This is a genomic window from Micromonospora echinospora (genome assembly GCF_900091495.1).
Taxonomy (GTDB): Bacteria; Actinomycetota; Actinomycetes; order Mycobacteriales; family Micromonosporaceae; genus Micromonospora; species Micromonospora echinospora.
Genome location: NZ_LT607413.1, coordinates 3,058,766 through 3,074,596, shown reverse-complemented (window position 1 = coordinate 3,074,596; position 15,831 = coordinate 3,058,766). Strand labels below are relative to the sequence as shown.

Below are 15,831 nucleotides of genomic sequence, written 5' to 3'. Positions count from 1 at the left end.
CTACTTCGAGTAGAGCTCGACGATCAGCTGCTCCTGGACCTGCGTGTCGATGACCTGCCGGGCCGGGAGCGAGTGCACCAGGATCTTCATCTGGCTGGGGATCGCCTCCAGCCAGGCCGGCACCGTCTTCGAGCCGGCCTCGGCCTGGGCCACGATGAACGGGGTGAGCTCCTTGCTCTTGCCCCGGACCTCGACGATGTCGTGTTCCTTCACGCGGTACGACGGGATGTCGACCTTCTTGCCGTTCACCGTGAAGTGGCCGTGCTTGACCAGCTGACGGGCCATGTCCCGGGACTTGGCGTAGCCAGCCCGGTAGACCACGTTGTCCAGCCGCGACTCGAGGATCTGCAGGAGGACCTCACCGGTCTTGGCCTGCTTGGCCACGGCCTCCTCGTAGTACCCGCGGAACTGCTTCTCCAGCACGCCGTACACGCGGCGGGCCTTCTGCTTCTCGCGGAGCTGGAGCAGGTACTCCGTCTCCTTGGTGCGGCCCCGGCCGTGCTGTCCGGGCGGGAACGGCCGCGACTCGAACGGGCACTTCGGGCCATCGCACTTGCTGCCCTTGAGGAACAGCTTCATCTTCTCCCGCCGGCAACGGCGGCAGTCAGCACCGGTGTAACGAGCCATCTCTCTCTACCTCTCAGACCCGACGACGCTTCGGCGGACGGCATCCGTTGTGCGGCTGCGGGGTGACGTCGGCGATCTGGCCGACCTCCAGCCCGACTGCCTGCAGCGAACGGATCGCGGTCTCCCGGCCGGAGCCGGGGCCCTTCACGAAGACGTCGACCTTGCGCATGCCGTGCTCCATCGCCCGGCGCGCGGCGGCCTCGGCGGCCAGCTGCGCGGCGAACGGGGTCGACTTGCGGGAGCCCTTGAAGCCGACCTGACCGGCGGAGGCCCAGGAGATGACCGCACCGGTCGGGTCCGTGATGGACACGATCGTGTTGTTGAAGGTGCTCTTGATGTGCGCCTGCCCGTGGGCGACGTTCTTGCGTTCCTTGCGCCGGACCTTCTTGACGGCGGCTCCGGCACGAGCCTTCGGTGGCATAAGTCTGTGCGCTCCTAGTTACTTCTTGCCGGGCTTCTTCTTGCCGGCGACGGTCCGCTTCGGGCCCTTCCGGGTCCGCGCGTTGGTCCTGGTCCGCTGCCCGCGCACGGGCAGACCCCGGCGGTGCCGGATGCCGGCGTAGCAGCCGATCTCGACCTTGCGGCGGATGTCAGCGGCGACCTCGCGGCGCAGGTCGCCTTCTACCTTGTAGTTCGCCTCGATGTGGTCGCGGAGCTGGACCAGCTCCTCGTCCGTGAGGTCCCGAGCGCGCTTGTCCGGCGAGATGCCGGTGGCGGCGAGCGTCTCCAGGGCACGGGTGCGACCCACGCCGAAGATGTAGGTGAGCGCGATCTCCATCCGCTTTTCGCGGGGGAGGTCGACGCCGACTAGACGTGCCATGTGCGGGCGTACTCCCTTGTGGTGTTCTGGCGGAGGTCTGAGCCCGCCCCACCCCGTTCCGACCGTCGCTCCGACCGGACGCGCCGTGACGCGTCGCGACCGGGGGCGGTCGTTGCCCGAACGGGCCCCGGCCTCCGACCGGGGGTCAGCCACGTGGGAGTACGCGATGCGTACCGCTCGCGGCTGGGACGAGCTGATGATGTGGTGTCGGGATCCGCGGCCCGAACCGGTTCGACCGACCGTCGGACGGTCGGTCAGCCCTGGTTCAGCCCTGGCGCTGCTTGTGGCGCGGGTCGGAGCAGATGATCATGACCCGGCCGTGCCGGCGGATGACCCGGCACTTGTTGCAGATCCTCTTGACGCTCGGCTTGACCTTCACGGTTGCCTTACTTCCCATCTGGCCCGGAGACGCGACGAAGCGCGACACCGGACGTCGAAGACGGACACGGGGACTACCCGGCCGTCGTCAGGCGTGGTTACTTGTAGCGGTAGACGATGCGCCCGCGGGTCAGGTCGTACGGCGAGAGTTCGACGACGACCCGGTCCTCCGGCAGGATGCGGATGTAGTGCTGCCGCATCTTGCCGCTGATGTGAGCCAGCACCTTGTGACCGTTCGCGAGCTCCACCCGGAACATGGCGTTCGGCAGGGGCTCGATGACTCGACCCTCGATCTCGATGGCTCCGTCTTTTTTCGGCATGTCCTCCGCTGTCCTGACGTCGGTTACTCCGGACGGCCCACAACGTCTTACACGAACTTCTGATGGTCATCAGAGGGTTCGAGCCAGCCGCGGCTCCGACCGCCACCGAAGCGCAGGGCGGGCATGCCGGAGTGGACGCTGTGCGCCGATCTGAAAGTGTACGCTCGCCGACCTGCGCACGCCAAACCGGCCACCCCGGTCACTCGAAATCAGGACAAACAGTCGCTGATCACGCCTCGCCGAGCGCCACCCGCACCCGCTGTGCCGACGCCGCCCGGTCGGTGTCGGCCGCCCGCATCCCGCCCCGGTCCATGGGCCGGGTGTGCCACCGGTCGACCACCCCCGCCCCGCCTCCGACCTCCGGACCCTTCCTAGACCGGCGGTGGGATCGGTGCCCGTGCGGAGCAGAGAACACCGCAGGACGGCCGAGCGGACGGTTGCCGGGCCGCGGGGAACCGGCGGCCGACCCGAGGTGGCGAGGTGGCCGAGAAGGAAGCGGTGTTCGGGGGCGTGGAGGGCGCGGGCGGCGATGGGCGACCGGTCAGAGCGCGGGCGAGTCGGCGCGCTGGCGGGAGGTCACCAGGTCACCCAGGCGGGCCCGGCCGCCGTCCGGGGCGGTGAGCACCCAGACACCATCCTCCAGCAGCGCCATGGAGTGCTCGACGTGTGCGGCGACCGAACCGTCCCGGGTCGCCACCGTCCAGCCGTCGGCCAGCTCGACCGTACGCGGCGACCCCATCGTGATCATCGGCTCGATGGCGAGCGCGATCCCGGGGACCAAGCGCGGCCCGCGCCCCGGACGCCCGTGGTTGAGCACGTGCGGATCCTGATGCATCTCGGTGCCGATGCCGTGCCCGCCGTACCCGTCGACGATGCCGTACCGGCCGCCCTTACGGACCGCCTTCTCCACCGCGTGGGAGATGTCGGTGAGCCGGCCCCGGCCGTTCGCCGCCCCTCGGGCCGCGGCGGCGATCCCCGCCCACATGGCGTCCTCGGCGACCTCGGCCATCCGCAGCAGCGCGGGATCGACCGTACCGACCCCGACGGTGATCGCCGCGTCGCCGTGCCAGCCGTCCAGGACCGCCCCACAGTCGATCGAGATCAGGTCGCCCTCCCGGAGGACCTGGTCGGGCGCGGGGATGGCGTGCACTACCTGCTCGTTGACCGAGGAACAGATCGAGGCGGGGAACCCGTGGTAGCCCTTGAACGAGGGCACCGCGCCGGCGCCCCGGATCACCGACTCGGCGATCGCGTCCAGGTCGGCGGTGCTGACCCCCGGTGCCACCGCCTCGCGCATCCGCTGCAGGGCGGCGGCCACCACCAGGCCGGCGGCCCGCATCTTCTCGATCTGCTCGGGGGTCTTCAGCTGGATGTCCAGCTGGGGACGGCGCATGACGCGGTTACCTTTCGTCAACGGGAGGCGGGGGCACGACGGGACACGCTCGTACTCCTCGCACTCTAGCCGCCACGAAAGGCAGGGCCCTGGCCGTCGCGGGAGCGCGGGCGTCAGCCGCCGTAGGAACGCAGGGCGTCGATCGCCCGGACGGTGACGTCCTCGACCGGTCCGGTCGCGTCGATGCCGACCAGCTTGCCCTGGGCGCCGTAGTAGTCGACCAGCGGAGCGGTCTTCTCGGCGTACTCGCGCAGCCGGGCGGCGATCGTCTCGGGCTTGTCGTCGTCACGCTGGAACAGCTCCGCGCCGCAGCGGTCGCAGATGCCGTCCCGGGTGGTCGCGTCGAACTCGACGTGCCAGATCTTGCCGCAGCCCCGGCAGGTCCGGCGGCCGGAGAGCCGCCGGATCACCTCGTCGTCGTCCACCACCAGCTCCAGCACCACGTCGAGCGCGGTACCGAGGTCGGCGAGGAGCTTGTCCAGGGCGGCGGCCTGCGGCGTCGTCCGCGGGAAGCCGTCGAGCAGGAAGCCCTCGGCGGCGTCCGGCTCGGCGAGCCGGCCCCGGACCATGTTGATGGTCACCTCGTCCGGGACCAGCTTGCCGGCGTCCATGTAGCGCTTGGCCTCGACCCCGAGCGGCGTGCCCTGCGAGACGTTCGCCCGGAAGATGTCCCCGGTCGAGATCTTCGGAACCGACAGGTGCGCGGCGATGAACTCCGCCTGTGTGCCCTTGCCCGCGCCCGGCGGGCCAACCAGAACGAGTCGCATCTACCGCAGGAACCCTTCGTAGTTCCGCTGCATGAGTTGGCTCTCGATCTGTTTCACGGTCTCCAGGCCCACGCCGACCATGATCAGCACGGCGGTGCCGCCGAACGGGAAGTTCACGTAGGCCTGGCTGTCCAGCCAGATGAAGAAGAAGTTCGGCAGGACCGAGATGACCGCGAGGTAGAGCGCGCCCGGCAGGGTGATCCGGCTGAGGATGAAGTCGAGGTACTCGGCGGTCGGCTTGCCGGGGCGGATGCCCGGCACGAAGCCGCCGTACTTCTTCATGTTGTCCGCGACCTCGGTCGGGTTGAACGTGATCGAGACGTAGAAGTAGGTGAAGAAGATGATCAGCAGGAAGTAGACCGTGATGTAGATCGGGCTGGTCGGGTCGGCCAGGTTGTTCTGGATCCAGGCCTGGGTCTTGCCCGGGTTGTTCTGGTCGAAGAACTGGAGCGCCAGCTGCGGCAGGTAGAGCAGCGACGAACCGAAGATGACCGGGATGACACCCGCCTGGTTGACCTTCAGCGGGATGTAGGTCGAGGTGCCGCCGTACATCCGCCGGCCGATCATGCGCTTGGCGTACTGCACCGGGATCCGGCGCTGTGCCTGCTCGATGAAGACGACCGCGGTGATGACCAGCAGGACCAGCACGATGACGAGGGCGAACCAGTCCCAGCCCTTGCTGATCTTGATCTGCCAGCCCTCGCTGGGGAGCCGGGCGGCGATCGAGGTGAAGATCAGGACGGACATGCCGTTGCCGACGCCCCGGTCGGTGATCAGCTCACCGAGCCACATCACCATGCCGGTGCCGGCGGTCATGGTCATGACCAGGATGGTCAGCGTCAGCCAGTCCGGGATGCCGGTGCCCTGCGGGATGATCGGGAACTGGTCGCACTGGTTGTTGAAGAGCTGACCGGAGCGGGCCAGGGCCACGAACGCCGACGCCTGGAGCACGCCCAGGCCGAGGGTCAGGTACCGGGTGTACTGGGTGATCTTCGCCTGGCCGGCCTGGCCCTCCTTGCGGAGCTGCTCCAGCCGTGGGATCACCACCGTCAACAGCTGCAGGATGATCGACGCGGTGATGTAGGGCATGATGCCCAGCGCGAAGACCGAGAGCGACAGCAGCGCGCCGCCGGAGAAGAGGTTCAGCAGGTTGAAGACTCCGTTGGAGCCCCCCTCCATGCTGTCGATGCACTTCTGCACGTTCGCGTACGAGACGCCGGGGCTGGGCAGTGTCGCACCGAGCCGGTAGACCGCGATGATGCCGACTGTGAACAGCAGCTTCTTGCGCAGGTCAGGCGTACGGAACGCACTGAGAAAGGCGGACAGCAACTTCTTCCTCCTGCGCGAGGCGGGCCGCCGGTGGAACCCTGGCGGGGACGGGGCGGGATGGCGGTCGGGCGAGCGCCCGATATCCATAGCTGGGAAGGGACTCTAACAGTCCGACCGCCGTCCGGGCAGGCTTGCCCGGGAACATAAACCGGTAACGATGTGATTCGGAACACTGACACGCAGTAGACCGTGGCGCCCGCCAGTTGTCGTCAACTGAACGAGCGCCACGGTCCTGGTTGCCCTACAGCTCGGTGACCGAACCACCGGCGGCAGCGATCTTCTCCTTGGCCGACGCGCTGAACGCGTGCGCCGACACCTGGAGCGCCACCCCACCGAGATCCCCGCTGCCGAGCACCTTCACCGGGTGGCCCTTGCGGACCGCGCCGGCCTCGACCAGCTCGTCGGGGCCGATCTGGCCACCGTTGGGGAAGAGTTCGGCGAGCCGGTCCAGGTTGACCACCTGGAAGACCACCTTGAACTTGTTCTTGAAGCCCTTCATCTTCGGCAGGCGCATGTGGATGGGCATCTGCCCACCCTCGAACGCCGGCGAGATGTTCTTACGGGCCTTCGAGCCCTTCGTACCGCGACCGGCGGTCTTGCCCTTGGAGCCCTCACCGCGACCCACCCGGGTCTTGGCGGTCTTGGCACCGGGCGCCGGGCGCAGGTGGTGGACCTTGATCGTCATTACTCGACCTCCTCGACCTTCACGAGGTGGTTGACCGCGAAGATCATGCCCCGAATCTCGGGGCGGTCCTCCTTGACCACCACGTCGTTGATCCGCTTGAGACCGAGCGAACGCAGCGACTCACGCTGGTTGTGCTTGGTCCCGATCCCGGACCGGACCTGGGTGACCTTCAGGCGTGCCATCAGGACGCCACCCCCGCCCGCGCAGCCAGCATCGCGGCCGGCGCGACATCCTCGACCGGCAGGCCACGACGGGCGGCGACCTGCTCCGGGGACTCCAGCCCCTTCAGGGCCGCCACGGTGGCGTGCACGATGTTGATCGGGTTCGACGAGCCGAGGCTCTTGGAGAGCACGTCGTGGATACCCGCGCACTCCAGCACGGCACGCACCGGGCCACCGGCGATGACGCCCGTACCGGCGGAGGCCGGCTTGAGCAGCACCACACCGGCGGCGTCCTCGCCCTGCACCGGGTGCGGGATCGAGGCACCGATCCGCGGCACCTTGAAGAAGTGCTTCTTGGCCTCCTCGACGCCCTTGGCGATCGCCGCGGGCACCTCCTTGGCCTTTCCGTAGCCCACGCCGACGGTGCCGTCGCCGTCGCCCACGATCACCAGGGCGGTGAAGCTGAAGCGACGACCACCCTTCACGACCTTGGCGACGCGGTTGATCGCGACGACCCGCTCGAGGTGCGGGGTCTTCTCGACGGGCGCGTTTCCGCGGCCGCCCTCACGGCGGTTGTCGCGGCGACCACCCTCGTTGCCACCGGACCCGCCGCCACGGCGCTGTTGACCTGGCATCAGCAGCCTTCCTTCTCTCTCGTGACGGGGTTGTTAGAACTCGAGTCCGGCTTCGCGAGCGGCGTCGGCCAGAGCGGCGACCCGCCCCGCATACCGGTTGCCACCACGGTCGAAGACGACCTTCGAGACGCCGGCGGCCTTGGCCCGCTCGGCGAGCAGGGTGCCGACCTTGCCGGCCAGGGCGCTCTTGTCGCCCTCGGCGCCCCGCAGCGAGGCGTCCAGGGTCGAGGCCGACGCCAGGGTGTGACCCTTGGTGTCGTCGACGATCTGGGCCACGATGTGGCGCAGCGACCGGGTGACGACCAGGCGGGGACGCTCGGCGGTGCCGTTGACGTTCTTACGCACCCGGAAGTGCCGACGCGCACGCCCGACGGCACGCTTGGCGGCGACGCCGCGGCGGCGCTTGAGCAGCGTGGCGCTCACTTCTTACCTGCCTTTCCAGCCTTACGGCGGATGACCTCGCCCTGGTACTTCACGCCCTTGCCCTTGTAGGGCTCCGGCGGGCGGATCTTCCGGATGTTGGCGGCGACCTCACCGACGAGCTGCTTGTCGATGCCGGCCACGTGGAACAGCGTCGGCTTCTCGACGGTGAAGGTGATGCCGTCCGGGGCGGGGACCAGGACCGGGTGCGAGAACCCGAGCGCGAACTCGAGGTCCTTGCCCTTGGCGGTCACCCGGTAACCGGTGCCGGCGATCTCCAGGCTCTTGCGGTAGCCCTCGGTGACCCCGACGATCATGTTCGCCACCAGGGTACGGCTCAGGCCGTGCAGCTCCTTGGCCTTCCGCTCGTCGTTCGGGCGGTTGACCTGCAGCTCGCCGTTCTCCGCCTTCTCCACCGTGATCGGCTCGGAGAGGGTGTGCGACAGCTCGCCCTTGGGGCCCTTGACCTTGACGGTCTGGCCGTCGATCGTGACATCGACGCCGGCTGGCACCGGGATCGACTTACGTCCAATACGCGACATTTCTACCTGTCTCCCGTTACCAGACGAAGGCGAGGACTTCCCCGCCAACGCTCCGCTTGCGGGCCTGCCGGTCGGTGAGCAGCCCCTGGGACGTCGAAATGATCGCCACGCCGAGGCCGCCGAGCACCCGCGGGAGCCCATCCGACTTGGCGTAAACCCGGAGACCGGGCTTGGACACGCGCTTGATGCCGGCCAGGCTCCGCTCCCGGTTCTGGCCGTACTTCAGCTCGACGACCAGTCGCTTGCCGACGGCGCCCTCCTCGGGCTCCTCGACCGACCAGGTGGCGATGTAACCCTCGGCCTTCAGGACCTCGGCGATGTTCGCCTTGATCTTGGAGTAGGGCATCGTCACCCGGTCGTGGTACGCCTGGTTGGCGTTACGCAGACGCGTGAGCATGTCTGCGATCGGGTCGGTCATCGTCATGGATTTCGTCTACCTTTCTCGCCGGGGTTCCCGCGGGTACGCCCGGGGGCCTACGGCGAAGAGACAGTGCAGCTGACGCGCGGAGCGCGCCGGGCTATTACCAGGAAGCCTTGGACACGCCGGGCAGCTCACCGCGGTGGGCCATCTCCCGGATGCACACCCGGCAGAGACCGAACTTGCGGTAGACCGCCTTCGGACGCCCGCACCGCTGGCAGCGGGTGTACGCGCGAACCGAGAACTTCGGCTTCGCGGCCGCCTTGATGATCAGCGCCTTCTTGGCCATCTCAGTTCTCCTTGAACGGGAAGCCCAGGAACTTGAGCAGCGCCCGGCCCTCGTCGTCGGTCGTGGCGGTCGTGACCACCGTGATGTCCATGCCCCGCTGGCGATCGATCTTGTCCTGGTCGATCTCGTGGAACACCGACTGCTCGGTCAGACCGAACGTGTAGTTGCCGTGCCCGTCGAGCTTGCGCCCGTCCAGGCCGCGGAAGTCCCGGATACGCGGCAGCGCGATGGAGAGCAGCCGGTCAAGGAACTCCCACATCCGGTCGCCCCGCAGGGTGACCTTCGCGCCGATCGGCATGCCCTCGCGGAGCTTGAACTGCGCGATGGACTTGGTGGCCCGCCGCACCTGCGGCTTCTGGCCGGTGATCGTGGCCAGGTCGCGGACCGCGCCGTCGATCAGCTTGGCGTCGCGGGCGGCCTCGCCCACACCCATGTTGACGACGATCTTGACCAACCGCGGAACCTGCATGGGGTTCGCGTAGTTGTGCTGCTCCTGCAGCTTGGCCACGATCTCGTTGCGGTACCGCTCCTTGAGGCGCGGCAGGGTCTTGGTTTCGGTAGCCGTGGTCATCACAGGTCCTTACCGGTGCTACGCGCGATGCGGACCTTCTGGCCGTTCTCGTCGAACCGGTACCCGATACGGGTCGGCTTCCCCTCGGAGTCCAGGACCTGCACGTTGGAAACGTGGATCGGGGCCTCCTGGGTGACGATGCCACCGGTCTTGGCGCCACGCTGGGTGGTGCGGATGCGGGTGTGCTTCTTGACGCGGTTCACGCCCTCGACGAGGACCTTGTCCTGCCGCGGGTAGGCCGCGATGACCTTGCCCTTGGCACCCTTGTCCTTGCCGGCGATGACGACGACCGTGTCGCCCTTCTTGACCTTCACGGTCACAACACCTCCGGCGCGAGAGAGATGATCTTCATGAACCGCTTGTCCCGCAGCTCCCGACCGACCGGGCCGAAGATACGGGTACCGCGCGGGTCCCCACCGTCCTTGATGATGACGGCGGCGTTCTCGTCGAAGCGGATGTACGAGCCGTCCGGCCGCCGCCTCTCCTTGGCGGTGCGGACGACGACGGCCTTGACGACGTCGCCCTTCTTCACACCGGCGCCCGGGATCGCGTCCTTGACGGTGGCCACGATGACGTCGCCGATGCTCGCGTAGCGCCGACCGGAGCCACCGAGAACGCGGATGCACAGGATCTCCCGGGCACCCGTGTTGTCGGCGACGCGCAGTCGCGACTCCTGCTGAATCACGTCTATCTCCTATGTCTGCCGGTTCTCCGGCCGCTGAACGCGGCCGGAGCCTGGCGGAACCTTGCGCCCGACTGCCGCCGGGCGAGCTCGAGCCTTCGCTACTTGGCCTTTTCCAGGATTTCCACGATCCGCCACCGCTTGGTGGCCGACAGCGGCCGGGTCTCCATGATCAGAACCCGGTCGCCGATGCCGGCGGCGTTCTGCTCGTCGTGCACCTTCAGCTTGCTGGTACGGCGCATGATCTTGCCGTACAGCGCGTGCTTGACCCGGTCCTCGACCTCGACGACGACGGTCTTGTCCATCTTGTCGCTGACCACGAGGCCCTCACGGACCTTGCGGCGAGCCCGCACGGTGGCGGTGGTGTTCTCGGTCTCGCTCATGATGCAGTCACCTCAGTCGGCGCGGCCGAGAGCCCCAGCTCGCGCTCACGCATGATCGTGTAGATCCGGGCGATCTCCCGACGGATGACCTGGAGCCGCCGGTTGTTGTCGAGCTGACCGGTGGCGGCCTGAACGCGGAGGTTGAACAGCTCCGCCTTGGCCTCCCGCAGCTTCGTGACCAGCTCCTCTTCGGAGAGCTCACGCAGCTCGGCGGCCTTAACGCCCGCTGCCATCAGGATTCACCCACTTCGCGCGTCACAATGCGGCACTTCATCGGGAGCTTGTGGATCGCGCGACGCATCGCCTCTCGCGCGATCTGCTCGTTGGGGAAGGACATCTCGAAGAGGACCCGCCCCGGCTTCACGTTGGCCACCCACCACTCGGGCGAACCCTTACCGGAACCCATCCGGGTTTCCGCCGGCTTCTTGGTCAGCGCCTGGTCCGGGAAGATGGTGATCCAGACCTTGCCGCCACGCTTGATGTGGCGGGTCATCGCGATACGAGCCGACTCGATCTGCCGGTTGGTGACGTACGCCGGCTCCAGAGCCTGGATCCCGAACTCGCCGAACACCACCCGGTTACCACCCTTGGACGCGCCGCTGCGGTCCGGGTGGTGCGGCTTGCGGAAGCCCTTCGGGGGCTTGCGCGGCATCAGCATCTGTCAGCCCTCCTGCTGCGTTTCTGCCGCGGCGGCGACGGCGGAAGCATCCACCTGCTCGCCACTCGGCGTCTCGGCCTGCTGCGCGACGGTGGTCGCGGCGGCCCGGCCGGCCTCGGTGCCACCGGAGGTCGTGCCGGCGGAACCGGAGCGACCACGGCGCGGACGGTCGGGACGGTCGCCACGCTCACGACGCGGGCGGGACGGGGCCTCGGCCGGGGCCTCCCGGCCCGGAACCGCGTCGCCCTTGTAGATCCAGACCTTCACGCCGATCCGGCCGAAGGTGGTACGGGCCTCGAAGAAGCCGTACTCGATGTTGGCCCGCAGCGTGTGCAGCGGAACCCGGCCCTCGCGGTAGAACTCGGTCCGGCTCATCTCGGCGCCGCCGAGCCGGCCCGAGACCTGGACCCGGATGCCCTTGCAGACCGGGTTCTTCATCGCGGACTGCATGGCCTTACGCATCGCCCGACGGAAGCTGACCCGGCTGGAGAGCTGCTCGGCCACGCCCTGCGCGACGAGCTGCGCGTCCGACTCGGGGCTCTTCACCTCGATGATGTTGAGCTGCACCTGCTTGCCGGTGAGCTTCTCCAGCTCCCCCCGGATCCGGTCGGCCTCGGCGCCCTTACGGCCGATGACGATGCCCGGACGGGCGGTGTGGATGTCGACCCGGACCCGGTCGCGGGTGCGCTCGATGTCGACCTTGGAGATGCCGGCCCGCTCCAGCCCCTTGGACATCATGCGGCGGATCTTGACGTCCTCGCCGATGTAGTCCTTGTAGAGCTTGTCCGCGAACCAGCGGGACTTCCAGTCGGTCGAGATGCCGAGCCGGAACCCGTGCGGGTGAACCTTCTGACCCATTACTCGGCGCCCTCCGTCTTGCTCTGCGTCTCAGCCGGCTCGGCCTGCTTCGCCGGGGCCGCCTTCTTCGCCGAAGACTTCTTCGGCGCGGCCGGCGCGACCGCCTCGACCGCCACCGTGATGTGGCACGTGCGCTTGCGGATCCGGTACGCCCGGCCCTGCGCCCGCGGCCGGAACCGCTTCATGGTCGGGCCCTCGTCGACGAACGCCTCGCTGACGAGCAGCGCGTCGGGGTCCAGCCGCTCGTTGTTCTCCGCGTTGGCGATCGCGCTCGCGAGCACCTTGTACACCTGCTCGCTCGCAGCCTGCGGCGCGAACTGCAGCACCGTGAGCGCCTCCTTCGCGGGCAGGCCGCGGACGAGGTTGACCACCCGGCGCGCCTTCATCGGCGAGATGCGCACGTGCCGCGCAATCGCCCGCGCGCCCGGAAGCACCGGAGCGTCGCCCTTTCCTGGCATCGCTGTAACCCCTTGTTCCTCTATCCGTGGCTCGCCTAGCGGCGGCGGCTCTTGCGGTCGTCCTTCTCGTGACCCTTGAACGTGCGGGTCAGCGCGAACTCGCCGAGCTTGTGCCCGACCATCGCCTCGGTGACGAACACCGGGACGTGCTTGCGTCCGTCGTGCACGGCGATCGTGTGTCCCAGCATCTCCGGGATGATCGTCGAGCGCCGCGACCAGGTCTTGATGACGTTCTTCGAGCCCTTCTCGTTCTGCACTTCCACCTTCTTGAGCAGGTGGTCGTCGATGAACGGGCCCTTCTTCAGGCTGCGAGGCATCTTCTATCTCCCTCAGCCGCGCTTACGCGTGGCGTAGCGGCGGCGGACGATCAGCCGGTCGCTCGGCTGGCCCTTACGGCGGGTACGGCCCTCGGGCTTACCCTTCGGGTTGACCGGGTGGCGACCACCGGAGGTCTTACCCTCACCACCACCGTGCGGGTGGTCCACCGGGTTCATCGCCACACCACGGACGGTCGGGCGCTTGCCCTTCCACCGCATCCGGCCGGCCTTGCCCCAGTTGATGTTCGACTGGTCGGCGTTGCCGATCTCGCCGACGCTCGCGCGGCAGCGGACGTCGACCCGCCGGATCTCACCGGACGGCATCCGGAGGGTGGCGTACGCGCCCTCCCGGCCCAGCAGCTGGATGCCGACGCCGGCCGAACGGGCCAGCTTGGCCCCGCCGCCCGGACGCAGCTCCACGCTGTGGATGGTGGTACCGACCGGGATGTTCCGCAGCGGCAGGTTGTTGCCCGGCTTGATGTCCGCGCCGGGACCCGACTCGACGGTGTCGCCCTGCTTCAGGTCCTTCGGCGCGAGGATGTAGCGCTTCTCGCCGTCGGCGTAGTGCAGCAGCGCGATGCGCGCGGTGCGGTTCGGGTCGTACTCGATGTGGGCGACCTTCGCCGGCACGCCGTCCTTGTCGACCCGCTTGAAGTCGATCAGACGGTACTGCCGCTTGTGTCCGCCACCCTGGTGCCGGGCGGTGATCCGGCCGTGGGCGTTCCGACCGCCCTTCTTCGGCAGCGGAGCCAGCAGCGACTTCTCCGGCGTCGACCGGGTGATCTCGGCGAAGTCGGCGACACTGGAGCCACGCCGGCCCGGCGTCGTCGGCTTGTACTTACGGATAGCCATTGTCTACACCCCTCAGCTGACCGGGCCGCCGAAGGCCTCGATACGGTCACCGTCAGCCAGCTTCACCATCGCCCGCTTGGTGGCCTTGCGCTGGCCGAAGCCGGTCTTGGTGCGCTTGCGCTTGCCCTCGCGGTTGAGCGTGTTGACCGTCAGGACGCGGACGTTGAAGATCTGCTGGATAGCGATCTTGATCTCGGTCTTGTTGGCGTCCGGGTGCACCAGGAAGGTGTACCAGTTGCGGTTCAGCTCGCTGTAGCTCTTCTCCGAGACGACCGGCGCCACGATGATGTCGCGCGGGTCGGCGATCGTGCTCACTTGCCACCCTCCTCGGTGGTCTCGGCGGGCACGCCGAGGAACTCGTCCAGGGCGCCCTTGGTGAAGACCACGTCGTCGGCCACCAGCACGTCGTACGTGTTGAGCTGGCCGGCCTCGATCAGGTGCACCCGCGGCTCGTTGCGCAGCGACACCCAGTTCAGCTCGTCGGTGCTGCTCAGCACGACCAGGACCCGCCGGGCCTCGGTCAGCTTCGCCAGCGTGGCCAGGGCCGCCTTGGTGGACGGCTTCTCGCCGGAGACGAACGCCTCGACGACGTGCACCTGGCCGGCGCGGGCCCGGTCGGAGAGGGCCCCGCGCAGCGCGGCGGCCTTCATCTTCTTGGGGGTCCGCTGGCTGTAGTCGCGCGGCACCGGGCCGTGCACCACACCACCGCCGGCGAACTGCGGCGCCCGGGTCGAACCCTGGCGGGCGCGGCCGGTGCCCTTCTGCTTGTACGGCTTCTTGCCGCCACCGGAGACCTCGCCGCGGGTCTTCGTCTTGTGCGTGCCCTGGCGGGCGGCCGCGAGCTGGGCCACCACCACCTGGTGCATCAGCGCGACGTTGGCCTGCACGTCGAAGATGTCTGCCGGGAGCTCGACGGAGCCCTTCTTGGTGCCGTCGACGGTGAGCACGTCAACCGTGGTCACTTCGCCGCACCGCCCTTCTTCGCCTTGGCCTTGGCCGCGGTACGGACCAGGACCAGCGCGCCCTTGGGGCCGGGGATGGCGCCACGGACGAGCAGGAGGTTGTTCTCGGTGTCGACCGCCTGGACGGTCAGGTTCTGGACGGTGTAGCGCACGCCACCCATCCGGCCGGCCATCCGGGTGCCCTTGAAGACGCGACCCGGGGTGGCGCAGGCGCCGATCGAGCCGGGCGAGCGGTGCTTGCGCTCGACACCGTGGCTGGCCCGCAGACCGTGGAAGCCGTGCCGCTTCATCGGGCCGGCGTAGCCCTTGCCCTTGGTCTTGCCGGTCACGTCGATCGAGGCGCCCGGGGCGAACTCGGAGACGGTGACCTCCTGGCCGAGGGCGTACTCGGCGGCGTCGATGGTGCGCAGCTCGACGATGTGCCGGCGCGGCGCCACCTCGGCCTTCGCGTAGTGGCCGCTGATCGGCTTCTTGACCTTGCGCGGGTCGATCGCGCCGTAGGCCAGCTGGATGGCCGAGTAACCGTCCTTCTCGGCGCTACGAACCTGGCTGACGACGCACGGGCCGGCCTGCACCACGGTCACCGGGACAACCTTGTTGTTGTCCCAGACCTGGGTCATGCCGAGCTTTGCGCCCAGGATCCCCTTTACTTGCCTGTCCATTTGTCCGGTCCCTACAGCTTGATCTCGATGTCGACGCCAGCCGGCAGGTCGAGGCGCATGAGCGAGTCGACCGTCTTGGGGGTCGGGTCGATGATGTCGATCAGCCGCTTGTGCGTACGCATCTCGAAGTGCTCGCGCGAGTCCTTGTACTTGTGCGGCGAGCGGATAACGCAGAAACGGTTGATCTCCGTGGGCAGCGGCACCGGGCCCGCGACCTGCGCCCCGGTGCGCGTCACCGTCTCGACGATCTTCCGAGCCGAGGAGTCGACGACCTCGTGGTCATAGGCCTTGAGCCGGATGCGGATCTTCTGTCCCGCCATGGTGGCTTCTGTTCCTTCTCTCGATGCCGCTGTGTTGCGGGCGCCTGCACCGGCTGGCACAGGCCCACTTCCGCCGACCCCCGCGGTCGGGCGTGTCGCGCCCTCGGGCCAGGCTCCGCCCCGGAAGGCCGGAGCGATACTGACCGCACGGTGGGTCAAGGCGCCGATCGCACTACCGCGACCTGAACGCCGTGCGAGGGTGGTTGACGGCAGGCCGCCAACCACCCTACGCCCGACTGTTCTCTCACCCGGAGGTTCGGCGAAATCCGAACGCAGGCGACGAACTGTCGTTACGCAACCTGACTAGTATGCCGCACGACCGGC

Annotated in this window: 29 protein-coding genes; all 29 read right to left on the bottom strand. The window is 68.4% G+C overall.

Annotation, left to right across the window (positions count from 1 at the left end):
- The 29 genes from rpsD to rpsJ all read right to left on the bottom strand — a co-directional run bounded on the left by rpsD (position 1) and on the right by rpsJ (position 15,507).
- A complete protein-coding gene (gene rpsD / locus GA0070618_RS14275; protein WP_046567178.1) occupies positions 1–627 on the bottom strand; it encodes a 30S ribosomal protein S4 in 627 nt (208 codons plus the stop codon).
- Positions 628–640: 13 nt separating this feature from the next.
- Positions 641–1,048, bottom strand: a complete 408-nt coding sequence (gene rpsK, locus GA0070618_RS14270) for a 30S ribosomal protein S11 (RefSeq protein ID WP_030329919.1) — start codon at positions 1,046–1,048, stop codon at positions 641–643.
- Positions 1,049–1,066: 18 nt separating this feature from the next.
- Positions 1,067–1,447, bottom strand: coding sequence for a 30S ribosomal protein S13 (gene rpsM, locus GA0070618_RS14265; RefSeq protein ID WP_007073012.1), 381 nt, complete (start codon positions 1,445–1,447; stop codon positions 1,067–1,069).
- 265 nt (positions 1,448–1,712) lie between these two features.
- Positions 1,713–1,826 carry a 50S ribosomal protein L36 gene (gene rpmJ, locus GA0070618_RS14260; RefSeq protein ID WP_088982067.1) on the bottom strand — a complete coding sequence of 38 codons (114 nt, stop codon included), beginning with the start codon at positions 1,824–1,826 and terminating at the stop codon, positions 1,713–1,715.
- Between the two features lie 97 nt (positions 1,827–1,923).
- Positions 1,924–2,145, bottom strand: a complete 222-nt coding sequence (infA, locus tag GA0070618_RS14255; protein ID WP_007073013.1) for a translation initiation factor IF-1 — start codon at positions 2,143–2,145, stop codon at positions 1,924–1,926.
- A gap of 541 nt (positions 2,146–2,686) precedes the next feature.
- Positions 2,687–3,538, bottom strand: coding sequence for a type I methionyl aminopeptidase (gene map / locus GA0070618_RS14250; RefSeq protein WP_088982066.1), 852 nt, complete (start codon positions 3,536–3,538; stop codon positions 2,687–2,689).
- 113 nt (positions 3,539–3,651) lie between these two features.
- The gene (locus GA0070618_RS14245; protein ID WP_088982065.1) at positions 3,652–4,305 is read right to left on the bottom strand and encodes an adenylate kinase; all 654 of its coding nucleotides are present in this window, start codon (positions 4,303–4,305) and stop codon (positions 3,652–3,654) included.
- Complete coding sequence (secY, locus tag GA0070618_RS14240; protein ID WP_088982064.1) at positions 4,306–5,634, bottom strand: preprotein translocase subunit SecY; 1,329 nt, start codon at positions 5,632–5,634, stop codon at positions 4,306–4,308. It lies immediately after the preceding gene.
- 241 nt (positions 5,635–5,875) lie between these two features.
- The gene (rplO, locus tag GA0070618_RS14235; protein ID WP_088982063.1) at positions 5,876–6,319 is read right to left on the bottom strand and encodes a 50S ribosomal protein L15; all 444 of its coding nucleotides are present in this window, start codon (positions 6,317–6,319) and stop codon (positions 5,876–5,878) included.
- On the bottom strand, positions 6,319–6,501 hold the full coding sequence (gene rpmD, locus GA0070618_RS14230) for a 50S ribosomal protein L30 (RefSeq protein WP_088982062.1): 183 nt from the start codon (positions 6,499–6,501) through the stop codon (positions 6,319–6,321). The genes rplO and rpmD overlap by 1 nt, the downstream gene beginning before the upstream one ends.
- Entirely contained in the window at positions 6,501–7,115 is a 615-nt protein-coding gene (rpsE, locus tag GA0070618_RS14225; protein WP_088982061.1) for a 30S ribosomal protein S5, read from the bottom strand. Before rpsE ends, rpmD begins: the two co-directional genes overlap by 1 nt.
- Positions 7,116–7,148: 33 nt before the next feature.
- Positions 7,149–7,538 carry a 50S ribosomal protein L18 gene (rplR, locus tag GA0070618_RS14220; protein WP_088982060.1) on the bottom strand — a complete coding sequence of 130 codons (390 nt, stop codon included), beginning with the start codon at positions 7,536–7,538 and terminating at the stop codon, positions 7,149–7,151.
- The gene (gene rplF, locus GA0070618_RS14215) at positions 7,535–8,077 is read right to left on the bottom strand and encodes a 50S ribosomal protein L6 (RefSeq protein WP_088982059.1); all 543 of its coding nucleotides are present in this window, start codon (positions 8,075–8,077) and stop codon (positions 7,535–7,537) included. Before rplF ends, rplR begins: the two co-directional genes overlap by 4 nt.
- Positions 8,078–8,093: 16 nt before the next feature.
- Positions 8,094–8,501, bottom strand: a complete 408-nt coding sequence (gene rpsH / locus GA0070618_RS14210) for a 30S ribosomal protein S8 (protein ID WP_013288624.1) — start codon at positions 8,499–8,501, stop codon at positions 8,094–8,096.
- A 97-nt stretch (positions 8,502–8,598) separates the two neighbouring features.
- Positions 8,599–8,784, bottom strand: coding sequence for a type Z 30S ribosomal protein S14 (locus tag GA0070618_RS14205; protein ID WP_007465272.1), 186 nt, complete (start codon positions 8,782–8,784; stop codon positions 8,599–8,601).
- 1 nt (position 8,785) lies between these two features.
- Complete coding sequence (gene rplE / locus GA0070618_RS14200; protein ID WP_088982058.1) at positions 8,786–9,355, bottom strand: 50S ribosomal protein L5; 570 nt, start codon at positions 9,353–9,355, stop codon at positions 8,786–8,788.
- Positions 9,355–9,675: a 50S ribosomal protein L24 gene (gene rplX, locus GA0070618_RS14195; protein ID WP_172900294.1), complete on the bottom strand. Its 321-nt coding sequence runs from the start codon at positions 9,673–9,675 to the stop codon at positions 9,355–9,357. Before rplX ends, rplE begins: the two co-directional genes overlap by 1 nt.
- Positions 9,672–10,040 (bottom strand): 50S ribosomal protein L14, encoded by a 369-nt coding sequence (rplN, locus tag GA0070618_RS14190; RefSeq protein ID WP_007465279.1) that lies wholly within the window; start codon positions 10,038–10,040, stop codon positions 9,672–9,674. The genes rplX and rplN overlap by 4 nt, the downstream gene beginning before the upstream one ends.
- 98 nt (positions 10,041–10,138) lie before the next feature.
- Positions 10,139–10,420: a 30S ribosomal protein S17 gene (rpsQ, locus tag GA0070618_RS14185; protein ID WP_088982057.1), complete on the bottom strand. Its 282-nt coding sequence runs from the start codon at positions 10,418–10,420 to the stop codon at positions 10,139–10,141.
- Positions 10,417–10,653, bottom strand: coding sequence for a 50S ribosomal protein L29 (gene rpmC, locus GA0070618_RS14180; protein ID WP_088982056.1), 237 nt, complete (start codon positions 10,651–10,653; stop codon positions 10,417–10,419). The genes rpsQ and rpmC overlap by 4 nt, the downstream gene beginning before the upstream one ends.
- Positions 10,653–11,078 carry a 50S ribosomal protein L16 gene (gene rplP, locus GA0070618_RS14175; RefSeq protein ID WP_007465292.1) on the bottom strand — a complete coding sequence of 142 codons (426 nt, stop codon included), beginning with the start codon at positions 11,076–11,078 and terminating at the stop codon, positions 10,653–10,655. The genes rpmC and rplP overlap by 1 nt, the downstream gene beginning before the upstream one ends.
- A gap of 3 nt (positions 11,079–11,081) precedes the next feature.
- On the bottom strand, positions 11,082–11,936 hold the full coding sequence (gene rpsC / locus GA0070618_RS14170) for a 30S ribosomal protein S3 (protein ID WP_088982055.1): 855 nt from the start codon (positions 11,934–11,936) through the stop codon (positions 11,082–11,084).
- A complete protein-coding gene (rplV, locus tag GA0070618_RS14165; RefSeq protein WP_088982054.1) occupies positions 11,936–12,394 on the bottom strand; it encodes a 50S ribosomal protein L22 in 459 nt (152 codons plus the stop codon). Before rplV ends, rpsC begins: the two co-directional genes overlap by 1 nt.
- A gap of 35 nt (positions 12,395–12,429) precedes the next feature.
- A complete protein-coding gene (gene rpsS / locus GA0070618_RS14160) occupies positions 12,430–12,711 on the bottom strand; it encodes a 30S ribosomal protein S19 (RefSeq protein WP_020520478.1) in 282 nt (93 codons plus the stop codon).
- A 12-nt stretch (positions 12,712–12,723) separates the two neighbouring features.
- Positions 12,724–13,563, bottom strand: coding sequence for a 50S ribosomal protein L2 (gene rplB, locus GA0070618_RS14155; RefSeq protein ID WP_088982053.1), 840 nt, complete (start codon positions 13,561–13,563; stop codon positions 12,724–12,726).
- 12 nt (positions 13,564–13,575) lie between these two features.
- Positions 13,576–13,878 carry a 50S ribosomal protein L23 gene (gene rplW / locus GA0070618_RS14150; RefSeq protein WP_088982052.1) on the bottom strand — a complete coding sequence of 101 codons (303 nt, stop codon included), beginning with the start codon at positions 13,876–13,878 and terminating at the stop codon, positions 13,576–13,578.
- Complete coding sequence (rplD, locus tag GA0070618_RS14145; RefSeq protein WP_088982051.1) at positions 13,875–14,525, bottom strand: 50S ribosomal protein L4; 651 nt, start codon at positions 14,523–14,525, stop codon at positions 13,875–13,877. Before rplD ends, rplW begins: the two co-directional genes overlap by 4 nt.
- Positions 14,522–15,187 (bottom strand): 50S ribosomal protein L3, encoded by a 666-nt coding sequence (gene rplC / locus GA0070618_RS14140; RefSeq protein WP_088982050.1) that lies wholly within the window; start codon positions 15,185–15,187, stop codon positions 14,522–14,524. The genes rplD and rplC overlap by 4 nt, the downstream gene beginning before the upstream one ends.
- 11 nt (positions 15,188–15,198) lie before the next feature.
- Entirely contained in the window at positions 15,199–15,507 is a 309-nt protein-coding gene (gene rpsJ / locus GA0070618_RS14135; RefSeq protein WP_007073037.1) for a 30S ribosomal protein S10, read from the bottom strand.
- Between the last annotated feature and the right edge of the window lie 324 nt (positions 15,508–15,831).

Excerpts from the sequence above, each read along its gene's own strand:
- rpsD (WP_046567178.1), bottom strand. The coding sequence starts at position 627 with ATGGCTCGTTACACCGGTGCTGACTGCCGCCGTTGCCGGCGGGAGAAG.
- rpsK (WP_030329919.1), bottom strand. The coding sequence starts at position 1,048 with ATGCCACCGAAGGCTCGTGCCGGAGCCGCCGTCAAGAAGGTCCGGCGC.
- rpsM (WP_007073012.1), bottom strand. The coding sequence starts at position 1,447 with ATGGCACGTCTAGTCGGCGTCGACCTCCCCCGCGAAAAGCGGATGGAG.
- infA (WP_007073013.1), bottom strand. The coding sequence starts at position 2,145 with ATGCCGAAAAAAGACGGAGCCATCGAGATCGAGGGTCGAGTCATCGAG.
- map (WP_088982066.1), bottom strand. The coding sequence starts at position 3,538 with ATGCGCCGTCCCCAGCTGGACATCCAGCTGAAGACCCCCGAGCAGATC.
- GA0070618_RS14245 (WP_088982065.1), bottom strand. The coding sequence starts at position 4,305 with ATGCGACTCGTTCTGGTTGGCCCGCCGGGCGCGGGCAAGGGCACACAG.
- rplO (WP_088982063.1), bottom strand. The coding sequence starts at position 6,319 with ATGACGATCAAGGTCCACCACCTGCGCCCGGCGCCCGGTGCCAAGACC.
- rpmD (WP_088982062.1), bottom strand. The coding sequence starts at position 6,501 with ATGGCACGCCTGAAGGTCACCCAGGTCCGGTCCGGGATCGGGACCAAG.
- rpsE (WP_088982061.1), bottom strand. The coding sequence starts at position 7,115 with ATGCCAGGTCAACAGCGCCGTGGCGGCGGGTCCGGTGGCAACGAGGGT.
- rplF (WP_088982059.1), bottom strand. The coding sequence starts at position 8,077 with ATGTCGCGTATTGGACGTAAGTCGATCCCGGTGCCAGCCGGCGTCGAT.
- rpsH (WP_013288624.1), bottom strand. The coding sequence starts at position 8,501 with ATGACGATGACCGACCCGATCGCAGACATGCTCACGCGTCTGCGTAAC.
- GA0070618_RS14205 (WP_007465272.1), bottom strand. The coding sequence starts at position 8,784 with ATGGCCAAGAAGGCGCTGATCATCAAGGCGGCCGCGAAGCCGAAGTTC.
- rplE (WP_088982058.1), bottom strand. The coding sequence starts at position 9,355 with ATGACCACGGCTACCGAAACCAAGACCCTGCCGCGCCTCAAGGAGCGG.
- rpsQ (WP_088982057.1), bottom strand. The coding sequence starts at position 10,420 with ATGAGCGAGACCGAGAACACCACCGCCACCGTGCGGGCTCGCCGCAAG.
- rpmC (WP_088982056.1), bottom strand. The coding sequence starts at position 10,653 with ATGGCAGCGGGCGTTAAGGCCGCCGAGCTGCGTGAGCTCTCCGAAGAG.
- rplP (WP_007465292.1), bottom strand. The coding sequence starts at position 11,078 with ATGCTGATGCCGCGCAAGCCCCCGAAGGGCTTCCGCAAGCCGCACCAC.
- rpsC (WP_088982055.1), bottom strand. The coding sequence starts at position 11,936 with ATGGGTCAGAAGGTTCACCCGCACGGGTTCCGGCTCGGCATCTCGACC.
- rplV (WP_088982054.1), bottom strand. The coding sequence starts at position 12,394 with ATGCCAGGAAAGGGCGACGCTCCGGTGCTTCCGGGCGCGCGGGCGATT.
- rpsS (WP_020520478.1), bottom strand. The coding sequence starts at position 12,711 with ATGCCTCGCAGCCTGAAGAAGGGCCCGTTCATCGACGACCACCTGCTC.
- rplB (WP_088982053.1), bottom strand. The coding sequence starts at position 13,563 with ATGGCTATCCGTAAGTACAAGCCGACGACGCCGGGCCGGCGTGGCTCC.
- rplC (WP_088982050.1), bottom strand. The coding sequence starts at position 15,187 with ATGGACAGGCAAGTAAAGGGGATCCTGGGCGCAAAGCTCGGCATGACC.
- rpsJ (WP_007073037.1), bottom strand. The coding sequence starts at position 15,507 with ATGGCGGGACAGAAGATCCGCATCCGGCTCAAGGCCTATGACCACGAG.